The 13,093-nt window shown below is 42.1% G+C and carries 9 protein-coding genes, 1 pseudogene and 1 riboswitch; of the genes and pseudogenes, 6 read left to right on the forward strand and 4 right to left on the reverse strand.

Translation table 11 applies throughout. The features are described 5' to 3' along the window. The first annotated feature begins 127 nt into the window (after positions 1-127). The 4 genes from topA (at position 128) to HC752_RS15100 (ending at position 7,401) form a co-directional block, all read left to right on the forward strand. Positions 128-2,758 (forward strand): type I DNA topoisomerase, encoded by a 2,631-nt coding sequence (gene topA, locus HC752_RS15085; protein WP_190336001.1) that lies wholly within the window; start codon positions 128-130, stop codon positions 2,756-2,758. A 988-nt stretch (positions 2,759-3,746) separates the two neighbouring features. After that, the gene (gene glgC / locus HC752_RS15090; RefSeq protein ID WP_190336002.1) at positions 3,747-4,967 is read left to right on the forward strand and encodes a glucose-1-phosphate adenylyltransferase; all 1,221 of its coding nucleotides are present in this window, start codon (positions 3,747-3,749) and stop codon (positions 4,965-4,967) included. A gap of 1 nt (position 4,968) precedes the next feature. Beyond that, positions 4,969-6,420, forward strand: coding sequence for a glycogen synthase GlgA (gene glgA / locus HC752_RS15095; protein ID WP_190336108.1), 1,452 nt, complete (start codon positions 4,969-4,971; stop codon positions 6,418-6,420). Positions 6,421-6,600: 180 nt separating this feature from the next. Further along, entirely contained in the window at positions 6,601-7,401 is an 801-nt protein-coding gene (locus tag HC752_RS15100; protein ID WP_190336003.1) for an alpha/beta fold hydrolase, read from the forward strand. Here the strand turns inward: HC752_RS15100 and HC752_RS15105 are convergent. The 3 genes from HC752_RS15105 to purR all read right to left on the reverse strand — a co-directional run bounded on the left by HC752_RS15105 (position 7,379) and on the right by purR (position 9,818). After that, complete coding sequence (locus tag HC752_RS15105) at positions 7,379-7,708, reverse strand: putative signal transducing protein (protein ID WP_190336004.1); 330 nt, start codon at positions 7,706-7,708, stop codon at positions 7,379-7,381. The two genes, HC752_RS15100 and HC752_RS15105, sit on opposite strands and share 23 nt — an antisense overlap. Before the next feature lie 134 nt (positions 7,709-7,842). Then, positions 7,843-8,433, reverse strand: coding sequence for a TfoX/Sxy family DNA transformation protein (locus tag HC752_RS15110; RefSeq protein ID WP_190336005.1), 591 nt, complete (start codon positions 8,431-8,433; stop codon positions 7,843-7,845). 124 nt (positions 8,434-8,557) lie between these two features. Beyond that, a riboswitch (cyclic di-GMP riboswitch) is annotated at positions 8,558-8,651 on the reverse strand. 162 nt (positions 8,652-8,813) lie between these two features. Next, the gene (gene purR, locus HC752_RS15115) at positions 8,814-9,818 is read right to left on the reverse strand and encodes an HTH-type transcriptional repressor PurR (RefSeq protein ID WP_190336006.1); all 1,005 of its coding nucleotides are present in this window, start codon (positions 9,816-9,818) and stop codon (positions 8,814-8,816) included. 744 nt (positions 9,819-10,562) lie between these two features. Here purR and torR point away from each other — a divergent pair. Then, positions 10,563-11,276, forward strand: coding sequence for a two-component system response regulator TorR (gene torR, locus HC752_RS15120; RefSeq protein ID WP_190336007.1), 714 nt, complete (start codon positions 10,563-10,565; stop codon positions 11,274-11,276). Positions 11,277-11,397: 121 nt separating this feature from the next. Here torR and elyC read toward each other — a convergent pair. Then, positions 11,398-12,288, reverse strand: a pseudogene (gene elyC / locus HC752_RS15125) (envelope biogenesis factor ElyC). Between the two features lie 16 nt (positions 12,289-12,304). Between elyC and cmoM the strand changes: the two are divergent. Beyond that, complete coding sequence (cmoM, locus tag HC752_RS15130; protein WP_190336009.1) at positions 12,305-13,090, forward strand: tRNA uridine 5-oxyacetic acid(34) methyltransferase CmoM; 786 nt, start codon at positions 12,305-12,307, stop codon at positions 13,088-13,090. Positions 13,091-13,093 lie beyond the last annotated feature (3 nt).

Consider the following 13,093-nt stretch of genomic DNA (forward strand, 5'->3'; position numbering starts at 1 on the left):
AGAGTTGAAATGTAAAAAACTGGTTGACCTTCTTATAAACTCGCACAATAGTAAAAAAAGAAGCAATGAGCCAGTATGGCGTGCGCTATTTAATGCGCAATCGAATTTGAGGACGTTTGAGTCAGTTATGGGTAAATCTCTCGTTATAGTGGAATCACCTGCCAAGGCAAAGACTATTAATAAGTACCTTGGTAAAGACTATATAGTTAAGTCGAGCGTGGGGCACATACGTGATCTCCCGACGGCTGGGCAAAGTACTGGCACAAAGAAAGCGGCAGCTGTGTCGACAAAAGGTATGAGTGCTGAAGAAAAAGCGCGCATCAAAAAAGAAAAAGATCGCAAAGCTCTGATCAAAAAGATGGGTATCAACCCATATAAAGAGTGGGAAGCGAATTACCAAATTCTGCCAGGCAAAGAGAAAGTTGTATCAGAATTGCAGAAACTGGCCAAAGACGCTGAATACGTTTATCTCGCAACCGATTTGGATCGTGAAGGAGAGGCGATTGCGTGGCACCTTCGCGAGATAATCGGTGGTGATGAAGCACGCTACAAGCGAGTTGTATTTAATGAAATCACTAAGAATGCTATTCAGCAAGCATTTGAAACCCCTGGTGAACTTAACCAAGATGGCGTAAATGCACAGCAAGCACGTCGTTTCATGGACAGAGTTGTGGGCTTTATGGTCTCGCCACTGCTTTGGAAAAAAGTGGCACGTGGATTGTCTGCTGGTCGAGTTCAGTCTGTTGCGGTTAAATTGCTAGTTGAGCGTGAACGTGAAATCAACGCCTTCATCCCTGAAGAATTTTGGGATATTCATGCCAACACTAAGACCGCGGATAAAACGGATTTTCGTTTGCAAGTGGCGCAGAAAAATGGTGAGGCGTTCAAGCCAGTCAATGAATCACAAGCGAGCGCGGCAGTTTCTGATTTAGAAAAAGCACAATATGAAGTATGCAAGCGCGAAGATCGCCCTACGAAAAGTAAACCCTCTGCTCCATACATCACCTCGACACTGCAACAAGCTGCGAGCACTCGTTTAGGTTACGGTGTGAAGAAAACCATGATGTTGGCTCAGCGTTTGTATGAAGCGGGCTACATCACTTACATGCGTACTGATTCCACCAATTTAAGTTCTGAAGCCGTGGAAGCCGTGCGTGGTTTCATCGGATCTGAGTTTGGAGATAAGTATCTTCCAGCTAAACCCATAGTTTATGGTAGCAAAGAAGGCGCACAGGAAGCTCACGAAGCGATTCGTCCTTCTAGTGTGGAAGTTAAAGAGCGGGACCTCCAAAGCATGGACAAAGACGCTCACAAGCTTTATCAGCTAATTTGGAATCAATTTGTAGCGTGTCAAATGACACCGGCTCAATATGACTCAACGACATTGAGTGTAAAAGCGGCAGAATATACGTTGAAAGCGAAAGGACGAATTCTGAAGTTTGACGGCTGGACTCGTGTTCAACGTCCTATGGGTAAGAACGAAGACCAGATACTACCCGCAGTTCAAATTGGTGATGTGCTTGAGCTTGTTGCGTTAGATCCAAAGCAACATTTTACCAAGCCACCTGCACGCTTCACTGAAGCCGCATTGGTTAAAGAGCTCGAAAAACGTGGCATCGGTCGTCCTTCAACTTACGCTTCTATCATTTCTACGATTCAAGATCGTGGTTATGTAAAAGTGGATCAGCGACGTTTCTATGCGGAAAAAATGGGTGAAATCGTTACTGACCGTTTGGATGATAGCTTTAATGACCTAATGAACTACGACTTCACTGCTCGCATGGAAGAAAAACTGGACCAAATTGCGGTAGGTGATGCTAACTGGAAAGCCGTTCTAGATAACTTCTTTACTGACTTTACTGGTGATCTTGAGAAGGCGGAGTTGGAAGAAGATCTTGGAGGCATGCGCCCTAACAATATCGTTTTAACGGATATAGAATGCCCAACGTGTTCACGTCCTATGGGTATTCGCACAGCCTCTACTGGTGTTTTCTTAGGTTGTTCTGGGTATGCCTTACCACCAAAAGAGCGTTGCAAAACCACCATAAACTTAGGTGATGAAGAGGGGATTATCAATGTTCTTGAAGAGGATGTTGAAACCGCTGCGCTTCGTGCCAAAAAACGTTGTCCAAAGTGCGAAAATGCAATGGATGCATACCTTATCGACGAAAAGCGAAAAATGCATGTTTGTGGGAACAACCCAAACTGTGATGGTTACTTAGTCGAACACGGTGAGTTTAAAGTTAAAGGTTACGATGGTCCGCTTGTTGAATGTGACAAGTGTGGTTCTGACATGGTTCTAAAGAACGGTCGTTTCGGCAAATATATGGATTGCACGAGTGAAGATTGTAAGAACACTCGTAAGATTTTGAGAAATGGTGAAGTCGCTCCACCGAAAGAGGATCCTGTGCATTTCCCTGAATTGCCATGTGAAAACTCAGATGCGTATTTTGTGTTACGTGATGGAGCTTCTGGTTTATTTATGGCCGCGAGCAACTTCCCTAAATCGCGTGAAACACGGGCGCCTTTAGTTGAAGAGCTGGTTCGGTTCAAGGAGCGTTTGCCGCCAAAATTCGAATACTTGACGACTGCACCCACTCACGATCCAGACGGGCGTCCAACCGTTGTGCGCTTCAGCCGAAAGTCGAAAGAAAACTATGTGCGTTCTGAAGAAGATGGCAAGCCATCTGGTTGGACTGGCTTATACATTGATGGTCAATGGGAAGTGACGGATAAGCGTAAAAAAACAAAATCCTAAAGAGTGAAAAATAGAATATTAAGGCAGCCAGTAGGCTGCCTTTTTTCGTTTCTTAGTCGACCATATGCAGCGCATATCCCAGATAGAGTACTCACTATAGGAAAGCTGCGTTCGTTTTACAGCAAATCCGCTGGCTGGCATTTGCCTATTTCTTTCAGCCGAAAAGTCGAACATTAAAGTGGTTCGGCTTGAGAGTGCGTCTATGCCGATCTGAGCTAAAAAAGAGAAAAACAAAACGCTCAGTGTCTATTAACTTCTCACACAGGAAGTCACTGAAACGTCATTATTGGCGAGATTCGATGGACATAAAGAGGAGGTTGCAGAGCTCGATGCGATTATTTCTGTCGCTCATAACTTGAGCTTAAGTATTACGTCGTAGGAAATTGAAGCACTATCTCAATACGGGGATTTGGGTGATAAACAGTGTGAAGTCAGCCTAGTAATGACTTCAGTCCACCCACGGATACCAATTCGCTTCGAGTATTGATTGCACCAAAGTTGTGCGCTAATGCCTCGGTAAAAAACAATTAGTTAACGGATCCCTCACAGAAAGATTCACATAAGGCAAACGTTTGCTTGTGGTCGCGCACTTGTTGGCATGGATCGCAAAATAATGATTGTAATTGCATATGCATTAAGTTAAAAATAAGCTCATAAATCGCACTTCGTAAAGTATAAATATAAAAGTGCAAAATAATAAATATTAACAATATCAGTATTTTCGCTTGGTTTGCTTGATGGAATGAGAACGTTATTCATACTTTCCATTTCTTTAGACTTATAAATCAGGCTCACTATGTGAGTGGCAGTAATCTCTCTAAGGGTTGTTGATAGAGTTGCACATTCGTGACACGTCGTGCGACGCATGCAATGTTGTGGCTTACCTCGGAGCCGAACGCTGTCTCTCCACATGGACGTATGACTCGATAATAGAAACACATGCGTTTCGTTAGTACGGTCATAAAACGATAAGATATGGAGATATATAATGGCTGGTGTATTAGGAATGATTCTTGCGGGTGGGGAAGGTTCTAGGCTAAGACCCCTCACAGGATCACGCAGTAAACCCTCGGTGCCTTTTGGAGGAAGCTATCGTCTGATTGACTTCGCTCTGAATAACTTTGTAAACGCTGATTTAATGAGAATTTATGTTCTCACGCAGTTTAAATCGCAATCCCTTTATTTGCATATGAAAAAAGGTTGGAATTTGTCCGGTATTACTGACAGATTCATTGACCCTATTCCAGCGCAAATGCGCGATGGTAAACGTTGGTATGAAGGTACGGCAGATGCTATCTACCAAAACATTCGCTTTATCGAGCTTGCGCAACCTGATCAAGTTTGTATTTTTGGTTCTGACCACATCTACAAAATGGATATCAGGCAAATGCTTGATTTTCATAAGAGAATGGAAGCTAAGCTCACGGTGTCAGCGCTTCGAATGCCACTTAAAGAGGCTTCGCAATTCGGTGTGATTGAAGTCGATAAAAATGGAAAAATGATTGGTTTTGAAGAAAAACCCGAAAACCCGAAATCGATTCCAGGCAATCCTGATGAAGCATTGGTGTCAATGGGGAATTACATTTTTGAAGCAGACGCATTGTGTAAAGAGTTACGTGACGATGCAGACAGCGAAACCTCGAGCCATGACTTTGGTAAAGACATTATTCCAAAGATGTTTCCGTCCGGTGAGGTGTATGTATATGACTTCTCCACCAACAAAATCAATGGTGAGAAGGGGTCTACTTACTGGAGAGATGTCGGCACAATAGATTCTTACTGGTCAGCACACATGGATTTACTTGATAAAGATCCTGAGTTTTCTCTTTATAACCGAAGCTGGCCACTGCATACCTATTATCCACCTTTACCGCCAGCGACATTTGTTGATACCAATGATGATTGCCGTGTGCGCGTCAATGACAGCCTAGTGTCTGGTGGCAGTTATATTCAAGGTTCATCCATTCACAAATCAGTTCTAGGGTATCGCAGCAACATTGCGAGTGGTTCGATTATCAGTGAATCGATTCTTTTAGGTGATGTGAAAATTGGTGCAGGTTGTAAAATACGTCGAACCATTATTGATAAAGATGTTGAAATCGCTCCGGGGACCGTTATTGGTGAAGATCTAGAGCTCGATGCTCAACGCTTTCACGTTTCCCCTGAGGGTATAGTTGTCATCAAGAAAGGAATGAAAGTTGGGTTCTAATATGGATCGCATGAATATCTGGTTTACGGTTTCTGAAGCCGAAGGCTTGGTTAAAAGTGGTGGCTTGGCCGATGTTGCAAAAGCGCTACCTAAAGCACTTCAAGTTTTAGGGCATGACGTGTCAATCGTTATTCCAGGTTATCGAACCATGCCTGGATTAGAAGGAGCCGAAATCATACTTAACACAGAGTTAGATTTTTGGCCCCATATTCGCTATCAAGTAAAGAAATTGTCGCTAGACGGTGTGCCTGTCTATGCCGTTGAATGCCACAAGTATTTTGATCGTAGTGAATTGTATGCCGAGTCTAATCAAGCGTATCCAGATAATGGAGAGCGTTTCGGTTTTTTTGCGTCTGCTTGTCTCGATATTCTTCCCAAACTTGGGATTAAGCCTGACATAATTCATGCCAATGACTGGCACACAGGCTTGATTCCGTTTTTGTTAAAAACGCGGTATGAACATGATGAACGTTATCGTTCGATTAGAAGCGTTCTAACCGTGCACAATGCGATGTTTAAAGGAATCTACACCTACCATGACTTGGAGATTATTCCAGAATTGAACTTGTCTGGTTTAGAGCAGCTGCAATACGGTCAAGATTGCATCAGTATGCTTCGTGCAGGAGTGGCTTATGCAGACAAAGTCAATGCGGTAAGCCCTAACTATGCCGCTGAGTTAATGACCGCATTGGGCTCTCATGGAATGGTGGATGACTTTGTCCACCGTAGCACAGATCTTTATGGCATTCTCAATGGGTGTGATTACAGCGAATGGGATCCGAAGTCGGACAAGTATCTTGATCATCATTATGAGGCGGAAGCCGCTAGCATGGTGAAAGGTAAACAACTTAATAAATGTCAGTTACAGGGAGAGGTTGGGTTACCTTGCAAAGAGTTACCTGTCTTTGGGATGGTGTGTCGGCTAACGCACCAAAAGGGATTCCACTACCTTCTGCCAATCATAGAGAAGTTTTTGCGAAATGATGTTCAACTGGTCATCGTTGGTACCGGTGAACCTCAAGTGGCTGCGAAACTCCATGAAGTCGCTAACCGATACTCAAATAAATTTGTGTTTATTGAAGCGTATAACAACCGCTTGGCACATTTGGTTGAAGCTGGGTCGGACTTTTTCCTTATGCCTTCGGAGTTTGAGGCGTGTGGCTTAAATCAAATTTATAGTATGGCTTACGGTACGCTACCGATTGTTCGAGAAGTCGGCGGGCTAAAAGATACCGTTGTTGATTACGATACGGATGGAAAATTGGCGACAGGCTTAAGTTTTTTAGAACCTACACCAGAAGCATTGTTGATTGCTATGCAGCGAGCTTTGATTCTCTATCTGCAACAACCAGATGAGGTGCAGCGAATTCGTTTGAACGCAATGCACACGGAATTCAGCTGGGAAGCATCGGCTAACGAGTACATCAATATGTATCACGCAGCACTTCTGTAAAGCGAGATGGCATTAAAGGCTACCTGTTAAAGTCGTAGGTTGAATCCTTGAAGACGATAGCCTCTCAATGAAAATTGGGGGGCTTTTCTATGGTAGGAGGAGCTCGGTCACCCAATTTACTCATATTGTGGTAAGCTTTTAGCTAATAGAACTAGAAAGATTCCTAATATTTATTAAGCGATGTCGAACCCTTTGTTATTTCACAAGATTTATAGTCATCCCACCAGTAGTGAGTGGGTGGTCTTTGTTCATGGTGCTGGTGGAAGCTCTTCGATTTGGTTTAAGCAAATCAAAGCCTACAAACAGCATTTTAACTTATTGCTCATTGATCTAAGAGGTCATGGGCGATCGAACAATGTTATTCAAGAGCTCCTTAAGAAGAAGGGCTATACATTTAAAGATATCTGCCAAGATATCTTGCAAGTATTGGATCACTTGAAAATTCAGTCTGCACACTTTGTTGGCATGTCTTTAGGAACCATCATTGTACGAAATCTTGCAGAGATAGCGTCAGATAGGGTAACGACAATGGTGTTAGGTGGGGCGGTAACGCGATTTGATATTCGTTCACAAGTGTTGGTTAAAGTTGGGGATTGGAGCAAACACGTCATTCCTTACATGTGGTTATACAGCTTGTTTGCCTACATAGTGATGCCACAGAAGAACCAAAAAGAATCCCGACATTTATTCGTTAGGGAAGCTAAAAAACTGTGTCAAAAAGAATTCAAACGTTGGTACACGTTGGCAGCGGATGTTAACCCTTTGATGAAATATTTTCGTGAAAAAGAAATTCCGATCCCAACGCTATATTTGATGGGTGACAGAGATTACATGTTTCTCCGGCCAGTTAAAGAAATGGTGAGAATACATAAGCGAAGTGCATTGATTGAAATCCCAGATTGTGGTCATGTGTGTAACGTAGAAAAGCCGGACATTTTTAACGAGAAATCCATAGGGTTTATTCGTCAACATGCTCGTTGAGGTGATATCCACAATTCCAACATGCCCCAAATTGAGCTTCTATCCATTCGTCGCATTCCGGACAACACCAGTTCGGTTTGGTCGGGTTAGCGGCTTGATTTGTATATGAGTCTACAATCTTCTTGGCTCTGTCGAACTGAAATTCGTTGTTTAACCAAATATAAGGTTCGGTATCTGAACCAAATGGAAGCTCACCTTGTAAGCCAAACAGCCCTTCCCCCCGAACTTCAACATCGATTCCCTGTGCTTTTAGCAATTCACATACTATATGAGCTTCTGTAGGGAGCGCAGTAGAGTACAACTTCATAGCTCGTCCAATAGATGATGGATTTTTAATTATGACAGTAAGTAATCCATAATGATCCATGTGGAATAGATAACTGTGAATTTCAGCAATAAAAAAGCCTCCAAAGGAGGCTTTTTTTTAGCATGTAGGTTTAACTAACTTAAGTGTTTCATTAACTCATCACGTCTATCCTGAGGGATAACGGACCAGTGAGTGCCATTAATTGCACCCTCTAGAGCCCATAATAGCTCTAAGCCAACATCGCTGGAATGAGTCTGCTTGATGGCTTTAAAGGCTTCTACAGAACCGAAGTTTTGCAACTCCTGAACGGAAGAAATCCCCGCTTTTTTGAGCATTCTTTCTGTACCCAAACGTAAATTCGGCAAATCTTTCAAACGCGTTGGTTTGGTTTCGGCTTGCTTTTGTTTCTCTGTTCTTGCAACTTTAAGCGCTATAGAAGCCTTCTCTATGATGTCACTGGTATTATCCCAACTGGTTTCTGGGAGAGCAAAATACTTGGTAACAACTGGAAACCCACGCTTCTTATACACATAAGGCTTTAAACCTTGTTGTTCGAACTTTTGAGCACTTTTTGAGTCAGCTCTGATGTGTAAAGTATTTTGAACGACTAGGGCGAACATGGTGTCATCAGCGAAAACGCCAAAACCACCAAACATTGAACGAGATTTTATCGTTCCTAATGGTTCAAATAGCTTTAATGAGTTTTTAAGTATTGGTTTATCCATGCTGTACTGTCTCGGCTAAAGAAGTTATGCCACTACTAAGTTCAGGTCCGAGAAAAAATAGCAAAGTGATGCAGTCAGATGTCAGAGTTTGGTTAACTCTGGAAAAGAAGTATGCATATTTGCCATCGGCAACCCCGCTACCATGTTGATTTCCAATAAATCCATTTAGGCCGGAAGCTTTGCGTCCCACTTTTTCAAATGGTTTGCCCTGTGCGTGACAATAAGATCATAGAGAAAAATCGGAACAAGTATCACATCAAAATACCCTATACGTGATATTTATTCAAAAAATAAATGTGAATATATAAATACTGTCTCTTATTTGCAATTTATAGCAAAAAGCCTGACATATAGTCAGGCTTTATTAAGGTGTAACTAATTTAATTCAATTTTTTAACAGAACTGCGTTCAACGATCTCAGGATGCATCTCGAAGATTCGTTTGTCGTGTTCTTTATCTTTGATTCTTTGAAGAAGAATTTCAAACGCTGTTTTGCCAACACGACGCTTAGGTTGGTGAACGGTCGTGAGTGGGGGAGAGAAGTATCCCGATAACTCAATATTGTCATAACCAATGATTGAAATATCATCTGGAACGCGAACCCCATTCTCTTGAAGACGACTAATGACACCTAGCGCCATGAGATCATTAAAGCAGAATATTGCTGTCGGTCTATTTTCCATGGCGAGGATTTTATCTGCAGCTAGGACAGCAGTGTCACACTCGAAATTACCGACGAGTATACGTTCAGGTCTAAATTCAATGCCGAACTCGTTAAGTGCTCGCTTGTAGCCAATAACGCGTTCAATACAAGCAACTTTGTCTTCGTGGCCGGTAAGGCATGCAATATCCGTATGACCATTGTCTATAAGGTATTTTGTTGCGAGATACCCGCCCTCCTCAGAGTTATCAATGATCTTATCTGCTTGGGAACTTTCTGGTCCCCAATCCATTATCACTTTTGGGATGGATGCGTGGGCATCAAGCATTCCACGAAGATCTTCCGTTAAATCTGAGCACATCACTAGGATGCCATCCACGCGCTTTTCAGCCAGCATACGAATATAATCCCGTTGCTTTTCGTAAATTCCACCCGTGTTACATAAAATCAGTGTGTAACCTTGACGATAACAGTAGCTTTCTACGCCATCGACGACTTCAGCAAAGAATGGATTGGAAGACTGAGTCACTAACATACCAATGGTGCGAGTCGTGTTACATTTCAAACTGCGTGCAACAGCACTTGGTGCATAATTCAGCTCTTCAACTGCTTTTTTTACTTTTTCTTGTGTAGTTTCAGCAACAAAGCGTGTTTTATTTATAACATGAGAAACCGTTGTAGTTGATACTCCGGCAAGTCGTGCGACATCTTTAATAGTGGCCATAAAACAAATATCCTATAGAGCCAAGCTGAGTGGCAAGAAGCTAAACTTTCAGCATAGCGGATTTTCATTGTGTTATTAAAATCGACTGAAAATAAAAAAACCGCTATTAATACAGCGGCTTAGCTAATAAAATTCAGCGTTTTATATTCTATCGTTTGCGATCACGATCTTAGTCTTAAATGTCGCAAGTGACAATGGAATGAATCGTAAAAATTTATACCAAGTGTCACATTTATGATGAATCCTTATATTTACTAAGGTTTAAGTTTCATACTTGATTCTAATCTACAAAATATTTAGGACAAGTTTGAAGACTTAATAAGGTCAGGTCCTCTCACGAGATTGCGCTACTCGTTAGAAAATTGCGCTACTCGTTAGAAATATATTGGCGATATACAGTTATAACGCTCATGAACAATTGTGACCAAGCAGCATAGAGCCGGAAGTTGTCTTTTATTCGATGAAGGAAGCCAAGCCATAAATGTGTGTCTTTAGACAGCAACGGCTCTTGCAGGGCTTATCGCAAGCAATGAAACGACGAGTGAATAAGGCACGAATAGGTTGCTTTGAATCAATAAAATTCAGGAAATCACCTTCCTTTTAGCAAATTTGCTAGAAATGTAACTTTTTGTAAATAGAATATGAAGAGTCGCCAATAAACCGTGGCAAGTTTGTCTTTTTATTCAGATAGAAGTCGAACAAATACTCAATATATCCTTATAAATACAAAAGAAAGTGGTTTAGATGAGCTATCACATATTAGTCGTAGAAGATGATGTGGTTACCCGAAGCGAATTGGTAGAATATTTCCAGAGCGAAGGTTATCAGGTTAGCGAAGCTAAAAGCAGTGGGCAAATGCGCGCAATTTTAGAAAATAAATCTGTCGATTTAGTCTTGCTGGATATTAACTTACCAGGCGAAGACGGGCTGATGTTGACTCGAGAGCTGCGGAGTCAATCTGATATAGGGATTATCCTCGTCACAGGACATACGGACAGAATTGATAAAATTGTCGGTCTTGAAATGGGGGCTGATGATTACGTGATAAAGCCTTTTGAGCTTAGAGAGCTGCTGGTCAGAGTAAAAAATTTGTTGTGGAGAATGTCTACAGTCCTTGATGCTTCAGCGAAAGAGGACAGAAAAGAAAAATCAGGGCAACGGCTTTGTTTTGGGGAATGGATGTTTGATATCCAACGTCGTGCACTCAGCCGAAACGGTGAGCCAGTTAAACTGACCAAAGCTGAATATGAATTGCTTGTGGCTTTATCTTCGCATCCAAACAAAGTGCTTAGCCGGGAACGGATATTAAACATGATTAGTCACCGTGTTGACGCACCTAGTGATAGAACCATTGATGTTTTGATTCGTAGAATGAGAGCCAAAATGGAGTTTGATCCGAAAAATCCACAAATTTTTGTCACGGTTTACGGTGAGGGCTACATGTTTGCTGGTGACTGATGGTTGGTGATTGATGTTGAGGTTCAACAATAAGCGATTATAAGGATAGAACACAAAAAAACCGAGGAGAGTATCCTCGGTTTTTCGTTTATAACTCGATATTTCAGGCTAATTTAACAATTTAAGAAGCGTCATTCAGTTGTGCGTTAGAGTTTGTTGCGAAGTCACGGAGTGTTTGCCACCAAAGCCCTAAGCGTTCATGCCAGTAGGTTTCCGTCCACTCTAAGTATTTAGCTTGAGGTCGGTATTTATTCCATGGTTGCATAATGGCATTGGAAGCCAAAAAGTTCGTCGGGGCTGGAACGGGTTCGATTCCTGCATCATGAAACTCACGTAATGCGCGTGTCATATGGCTTGCGGATGTGACAAGCACTAATTTTTTATTATTAACAAAAACAGATGCTTGTCTCGCTTCTTCCCACGTGTCTTTTGCTGTTTCCAAAAGAATGATGTCGGGTTTTGCAACGCCCAATGCAAGTGCTACTTTTGCCATCATTCGTGCGTTACTTATCTCAGAGCCACCCGCGTAGCCAGACAAAATCAATTTTGCTCCGGGATACATTCTTAGAATACGAATACCTTCGGATAATCGCATTAATGCGGTTCTACTTAATTCTGATGTCGGTGGGATGTCATCATCAACCACATGACTGCTTCCCAAAACCATCACATAGTCAATGGTGCCTTCTACAGGAAGAAAACCTTTGTGTTGACGCTCCATAGGCATTAATAATCCGCTGGCAACCGGTTGGAAAGAAGAAAGGAAAATGCCAGTGAAGGACATGAAAATCAAAAAGCAGCCAGTTCCTCTTTTTAAGGTAAACATGACCAACATTAACCCCACCACTCCAATGATTAAAAAGCCTGGGAGCGGCATTAGCAGCGCAGAAAACACTTTTTTCAGCTCAAACATACTTAAATAGTCCGAAAAATCATCACTTGATTATGAAAAAGGCTAACAAGCCTTTATTACTTCTTATCCTGTGACAGAATAAGCGGCACGAATAGATATAATAACCTAAGCCACAGTGACAGAAGATCGTAATTTCGACGATATTGCCCACAAATTCGCAAAAAATATTTACGGATCCGAGAAAGGTGATATACGTCAAACCATTGTTTGGGAAGATTTAATTGTAGCATTAAGTGAGCTAAAGGATGAATGTTGCCAGTTAAAAATCTTGGATGCAGGCGGAGGGCTTGGGCAAATGTCGCAAAAAATTGCTCAACGCGGACACAATGTCACACTCTGTGATCTATCTTCTGAAATGCTTAAACTGGCAAAAGCAGACATTGAAAAACACGGTTTGCTTTCCCAATATCAGCTAGTTCACTCTCCAGTTCAAGAAATTGGACAGCACCTCAATGAGAAAGTTGATATGGTGCTTTTCCACGCAGTGATGGAGTGGTTAGCTCATCCCAAATCTGCGCTGGAAACGGTACTAGAGCAAATAAAACCGGGCGGCATCGGCTCTATCATGTTCTACAACCACCACGGCTTAGTACTGAAAAACGTGATATGCGGCAATATTCCACACATTTTAGAAGGAATGCCGCATAGGAAACGCTTTAAACTTCAGCCTCAAAAAGGCTTGAAGCCGGAAGACGTCTATCAATGGATAGAGGAAGCTGGATTCGAAATTTGTGGAAAATCGGGTATTCGCTCCTTCCACGACTACATAGGTAATATGGAGTACATGGGCGATTATCAATTTGAAGATGTATTGGCACTTGAAAGACAACTGTGTCGTCAGGAGCCTTACCTTTCTTTAGGGCGCTACATTCATGTATGGGCGAAAAGAAAGGAACAATAAACA

The sequence above is a fragment of the Vibrio sp. S9_S30 genome (assembly GCF_014694455.1).
In the GTDB taxonomy this organism is placed as follows: domain Bacteria; phylum Pseudomonadota; class Gammaproteobacteria; order Enterobacterales; family Vibrionaceae; genus Vibrio.